This is a genomic window from Caballeronia pedi (assembly GCF_001544915.2).
GTDB classification, from domain to species: Bacteria; Pseudomonadota; Gammaproteobacteria; order Burkholderiales; family Burkholderiaceae; genus Caballeronia; species Caballeronia pedi.
This window is the reverse complement of the sequence record NZ_FCOE02000093.1, coordinates 1-4,954: the sequence shown is the minus strand read 5'-3', so window position 1 is coordinate 4,954 and position 4,954 is coordinate 1. Positions and strand designations below refer to the sequence as shown.

General features: G+C 63.6%; 9 protein-coding genes. All 9 read right to left on the bottom strand.

Annotation, left to right across the window (positions count from 1 at the left end; genetic code table 11):
- Window positions 1–182 (bottom strand): hypothetical protein (locus AWB80_RS42490; protein ID WP_143328291.1); only part of this gene is annotated, 182 nt, incomplete at its 3' end.
- A 137-nt stretch (window positions 183–319) separates the two neighbouring features.
- Window positions 320–2,437, bottom strand: a complete 2,118-nt coding sequence (locus tag AWB80_RS42485; RefSeq protein WP_087132111.1) for a phage terminase large subunit family protein — start codon at window positions 2,435–2,437, stop codon at window positions 320–322.
- Window positions 2,437–3,081: a hypothetical protein gene (locus tag AWB80_RS42480; RefSeq protein WP_061180572.1), complete on the bottom strand. Its 645-nt coding sequence runs from the start codon at window positions 3,079–3,081 to the stop codon at window positions 2,437–2,439. Before AWB80_RS42480 ends, AWB80_RS42485 begins: the two co-directional genes overlap by 1 nt.
- Window positions 3,082–3,163: 82 nt before the next feature.
- Window positions 3,164–3,502, bottom strand: coding sequence for a hypothetical protein (locus AWB80_RS42475; RefSeq protein ID WP_061180571.1), 339 nt, complete (start codon window positions 3,500–3,502; stop codon window positions 3,164–3,166).
- Window positions 3,503–3,604: 102 nt separating this feature from the next.
- The gene (locus AWB80_RS45410) at window positions 3,605–3,739 is read right to left on the bottom strand and encodes a hypothetical protein (protein ID WP_279628706.1); all 135 of its coding nucleotides are present in this window, start codon (window positions 3,737–3,739) and stop codon (window positions 3,605–3,607) included.
- Window positions 3,736–4,035, bottom strand: coding sequence for a hypothetical protein (locus AWB80_RS43810; protein WP_143328290.1), 300 nt, complete (start codon window positions 4,033–4,035; stop codon window positions 3,736–3,738). The genes AWB80_RS45410 and AWB80_RS43810 overlap by 4 nt, the downstream gene beginning before the upstream one ends.
- On the bottom strand, window positions 4,032–4,328 hold the full coding sequence (locus AWB80_RS42470) for a hypothetical protein (RefSeq protein ID WP_061180570.1): 297 nt from the start codon (window positions 4,326–4,328) through the stop codon (window positions 4,032–4,034). Before AWB80_RS42470 ends, AWB80_RS43810 begins: the two co-directional genes overlap by 4 nt.
- 39 nt (window positions 4,329–4,367) lie before the next feature.
- A complete protein-coding gene (locus tag AWB80_RS44275) occupies window positions 4,368–4,538 on the bottom strand; it encodes a hypothetical protein (RefSeq protein ID WP_160147535.1) in 171 nt (56 codons plus the stop codon).
- Window positions 4,535–4,954, bottom strand: a 420-nt coding sequence (locus AWB80_RS44270) for a putative metallopeptidase (RefSeq protein ID WP_208635776.1), incomplete at its 5' end; no start/stop codon positions are given. The genes AWB80_RS44270 and AWB80_RS44275, both read right to left, overlap by 4 nt.

Here is a 4,954-nt window from a genome sequence, read left to right as displayed (position 1 = left end):
CCCTTCGGCGGCAGCTTCTTGCCATCGAGCGCACCACCAGCGCCGCCGACGATCTCAGCGCCGCCGCCCTCGCGCGGCTTGATCAGCACGTGCTGACCTTCACCGTCGCCGCCGTTGATCGTGATCCAGCGCGAGCCCGCAGGCGTTTCGCCCTTCTTTAGGATGATGAGATTCGCATTCATGACTCTGATTTTCGAGTCACGACAGGCGCGTGCCGCGCGGCGCGAACAGACACAAAGTGTGTTGGCAGATGCGCTCGGCGCGGCACGCAGCAAGGCACCGGCGGAGCGTCGCGCATCCGCCGGGCGCAGGACGGGCGCTAAAACGAGCGCGCGATGTACAGCGGGCAGCCAGGCGCGGACGCCTTCGTCGCGAGATCGCGCTCGCCGCACATGCTCGATTCCGCGTCGAACGACACGCAGCGGCCGCAGCGCTCGCCGGCGGGCAACTCCTCGAAGATCCGCACGACGGTCTGCGGAAGGCCGATCGCCTCCGCCTGCTTCGCCAGCGCCTCACCTTCCGTCGGCTTCGTGTCCGGCATGATGAAGGTGCTCGTGCCGTGCGCGCGCGCCCACGCGACATCGCACAGCATGTTCGCGTAACTGTAGTGGGGATCGATGCCGACCTTTACGACCTTCATGCGGAGCTTGCGCGCCTCAGTCACCTTCTTCGCGCGACCGTTCTCGGTCTCGGATCCGTCATCGATCACAAGCGCCGTCTTCGTGAAGTGGAAGAACACCCAGTCCCGCAGAATCGCGATGCGCTTGCGCTTGCCGTCCTCGATCACGTCTTGCTCGAGCTCATCGGCGTTCGGAAACAGGCACGTGCCCTCGCGCACGCGGAACAGTGCCGTCTGCATGCACTTGTACTGGTTCAGCGTCACACTGAAGCGCGAGCGATCCTCCTCCGCCGTACGCATATCGGAGCGTGAAAGCTGATCGCCCCACACCATCTGATCGTCGCGCAGATCCGCATAGCCCGCCAGGAAGACGCGGCCCGGGAACTTGTTCGCAAAGCGCCGTGCGTCATTGACGTTCGGAAGCTGCTCGACGACACACACGGCGATGCCGAACTGATCCATCAACTCACCGCAGCGCTCGAACGGATTGTCGTTGAAGATCGCCTCGACGTGCACCACCGCCTGCCGCCCATCAGGCATGCGCTTCTTGATGATCATCGCGTTGAACGAACCCATCTGGTCGATGCCGGCGCAATAGAAGCTTGTGCCGTCGCCGCGCTTCTCCCACTTCAGGCCGCGCTTGATGCCCGCCTCCATCGCCGCCAGGCAGTGCACCATCGTCACCGGCAACTGATCGGCGTCGATGTACGGGCGCGCGAGCGTGCGATTCCAGAACGATTTCTTCTGATTGCCCGTCTTCGCGCGGCCGTGCGCCTCGACCATCTTGCGCGGCGTCATCTTTGGCGAGATCGTGCGCGGCAGCAGGAACGAGCGCAGCTTCGCCGGCGCGGCCGCATTGGTTACGATGTACCGACCAACCTGCGGATCCTCGATCCAGCCGCCGCACGTCGGGCACGTCCAGACGTACTCATTCATCGGCGCGCCGGGGAATTGGCCCGTGTTATAGCCGATCGACTTGGTCGGAAAAATGGCCGCCGGATCCGACAGATCCGACAGCGCCTGGCAATGCGGGCACTCCGTGTGCCAGACTTCCTGCGTGCCCTGGCGATACCAGAAATCGATATCGAGCTCGGGCATGTTCGCCGTCGACAGCATCAGCGTGAACTGAATGTCGGAGTCGCCCGTCCGCGCGCGGACCTTGTCGATCTGATCGAGTGCCATCTCCTGCACCTCGTCCAGCGTGACGATGTCCATCGGAATCGACTCCGTCGTCACCTTACCCGTCGTCCACAGGAACAGGAGCAGTGACTCGCCGACCTTCCGCGTCAGCACGTTGCCCTCGCCCACCTGCTTCTTCTTGCCGTCGACGTCGCGGCCGGTCACCAGGTACTTGTAGAGCTCCGGTGCGCTGCGCACCATCCGCATGAAACGGTGCTCGGACTTGTGGATAGCCGTCGCCTGCGCAGGCATGAACATGCCGATGCTCACTGGCTCCCAGCGCACCGCCATGTAGATGTTCGCGAGCACTTCCCACACGGTCAGACCTAGCTGCGTCGCCTTCATGACGACGAGCATCGCGTCTTTCGCATCCGCGCGCGTCTTCGGTATCGCCTCATAGAGCGGGCGCAGCGCCGGCCGGTTGTCGAGCCGAAACGGTTTGCCGTCGACCTTGAGACCGTCCGTGCCGTCGCCCTTCTTACCGCGCGCCAACTCCTCGCACCACTCGATGAAAGACAGATCGCCGATCGAATCCGTATCGGCGCGGTATCCCGTCATCTGCTCGAGCCGCGACAGCATGTCGGATAGCCCACTCGCCACATCGGCCGGCTTACCGGCCTTTCGCCTCATGAACGCCATTACGAGATCCGCGCCTCCATCGTGAGCCCGTAGCGGTTGTTCAGCTCGCGCAGACGATCGATCACCTTGCGCGCCAACTCCGGATCCGCGCGGCCGATCTCCTCGACGATCGTGTCGAACATCGACTGCATGCGATTCAGGTCATAGACCTCCTGCACCGAATGCAGGAAGGTTTCGAGCAGTTCGCGCCGCTGCTTGATCGACGAGGCGAAGAAAACCGGGTTCTTGATCTTTTGCTTGCCGTCGGCATCGCGGACGATCGAGTACTCGCGGATCATCTCCGCGTCCTGGTACAGGCTCTCGAGGCGCGTCATGAAATCGACGTGGACGATCGCGGCCTGGCCTTTGTGGGCGATCGTGTTTGGCGAAGGGACGGCGGGCAGGTGTTTGGCGACCTCCTCGCGCGCGTCCTCAATCGGTTTGACGACTTCCTTGATCTGCTTTTGCGCCAAGCGCAGCAGCCCGGGCGCGGCGTCCGATCCGGATATGCCGCGCACCTCCTTCACGAACTTGAAAAGGGTCTGCCGGGAGATGCCCAGCTTCTCGATCAGCGGATCCCAGTTCTGCGGACCCTCGATCGCCAGGTGTTCGGAAATCGCGCGCAGGATCTCGCGCTTTTCATCATCAGGGATTTTCTTTGGCATACCCCTGATTCTGGTTTCACGACAGCAAACTCAAGTATGCATTGCGAGTATGCAAAGCCCTCGTTTTGCATACTTGGCATACTCAGCGTTCGAAACGCTTTGGCCCGGGCTTTACCGGCTTTTCGGTTTTGTGCCGCGCCGGAATCAGCTTCGAGCGCGTCCGGTAGTCGAGCAGCTTGTAGACGTACTCGCGATCAAGCCCGTACTCCTCCGCCAGCTTGCGCGCGGGCACGCCCTCGAATTCGTGTTGCTCGCGCATGCGCAGTACTTGCGCATCGGTCAGGACGGTCTTTGCCTTCGACGGCTTGCCGGTACGCAGGCGATAGCCGGTTTGCTTGGCAGCGGGCTCCTGGCGCTCCGCCGGAACATCAGCCAGCGAATGCAGCGCGGAGCGCAGCGGTACGACGTGATGAGGAAACATTCAGTGCATGGTGCGCCCTGCGAGCGCCCTAGATTCGGTCAATCGGCCTGCAAGCCAATGCCGGCGCGGAGCGACGCCCGCGCGCGACAGATTTGCAGTCTGTTAGATGCGTTTCGAACGTGGTTGCCATTCATAGACACGCGCGCCGAGCGCGTCGCGCGGACCGCGATCGGCCGGCTCGCGCGGATCGTGGAGCATCACGCCCCACCACAGCCACCAGATCAGCGGCAGGATCATGTTGGGCTCCCGGTTTGAGCGACACAGATCATTCCGCCCAAGCCCGTCGGGCAGTCACCGCGCCCGCACACGTAGCCCATTACCGGTGCGAGCGTGATTCCGCATTTCGGGCAATGCTGCTCACCGAGATTCGGAATCGCATTCGGCGGGATGAACGGCCAGTTACCGCCAGGCAGCGGACCTCGTGCCGGCGAAGCCTCGATTGGCCCGATCGAGCGGCGCATATCGCGCTCACGCTCCAGCGCCTCAACGCGCCGCTGCAGGTCCTCGATCTGCTCTTGAACGGCCGCGCTCACGGCGCCACCGATGCGGCAAGATCCTCCGCCGTGCCGGCAGGCACCGCGAGCAGCGCGCCATCCTCGCCAAGGATCGGCGGACGCGCGCCGGGCGCGAGAATCGCCCACGGGATGCCGCCAGCCGGGCGCAGCGTGTTGCCTTCGACCTTGAAATCGGCCGTCACGCCAGACCGATCGGCGGGATGGATGTAGAACGCGACGCCGTTGTCCGTCACGGATGCGCGAACGCGGAAATCGATCGCGCCGGACGTCGTCAGCGCATCGCGGAAATACTGCTCGAGGGATTGATTCACTTCGGTTTCTCCATAACGCCGGGATCCGCCCGGCCCGGGTTATTCGTGTTCGCGCGCGTCGCGGCGCCCTTCCTGGCGTTCCGCTTTGTGCGTGCGCTTCTTGTGAAACTTGCCGCCGTTCGGGCTGAGCGTGCCGCCGTGCTTATTGAATGGGCGCGCGGTCCAATACTCGAAGCCCGGCCCCTTTCCACCTCTGATGGACCGACTCATGCGCCGTGCTCCGCAGCCGCCTCGACAAGGCGCTCGATGCCCTCATGCCACGCGCCGTAGCGGCGCACGGTCTCCGCGAACTCCTCGACGTCGTGCCCACGGATCGCCCAGCACGGGCGCCCTTCCTTGTCGAATTTCGGCGCGTCGTATTTGTCGCGCGCGTGCGCTGCATGCAGCAGCTCGTGATAGACCAGAACCTCACGCAGGCGCGGCCCGCACGTGTCCCAGTAATCTTTGTCGAGCACGATCAGGAAGTCAGGGAACGCGCCGAACATGCGCTCGAGAAGGAAAAGGAACAGCGGCCGCAGAGAACCCTGCACCGTCGGCAGATAGCACGTGCCGAGTACCGTGCGACCCTGTTTGACTTCAGGGAAGCAGCGGAACAGAAACTCGATGTGCGCCTCGCCTTCGCGAAG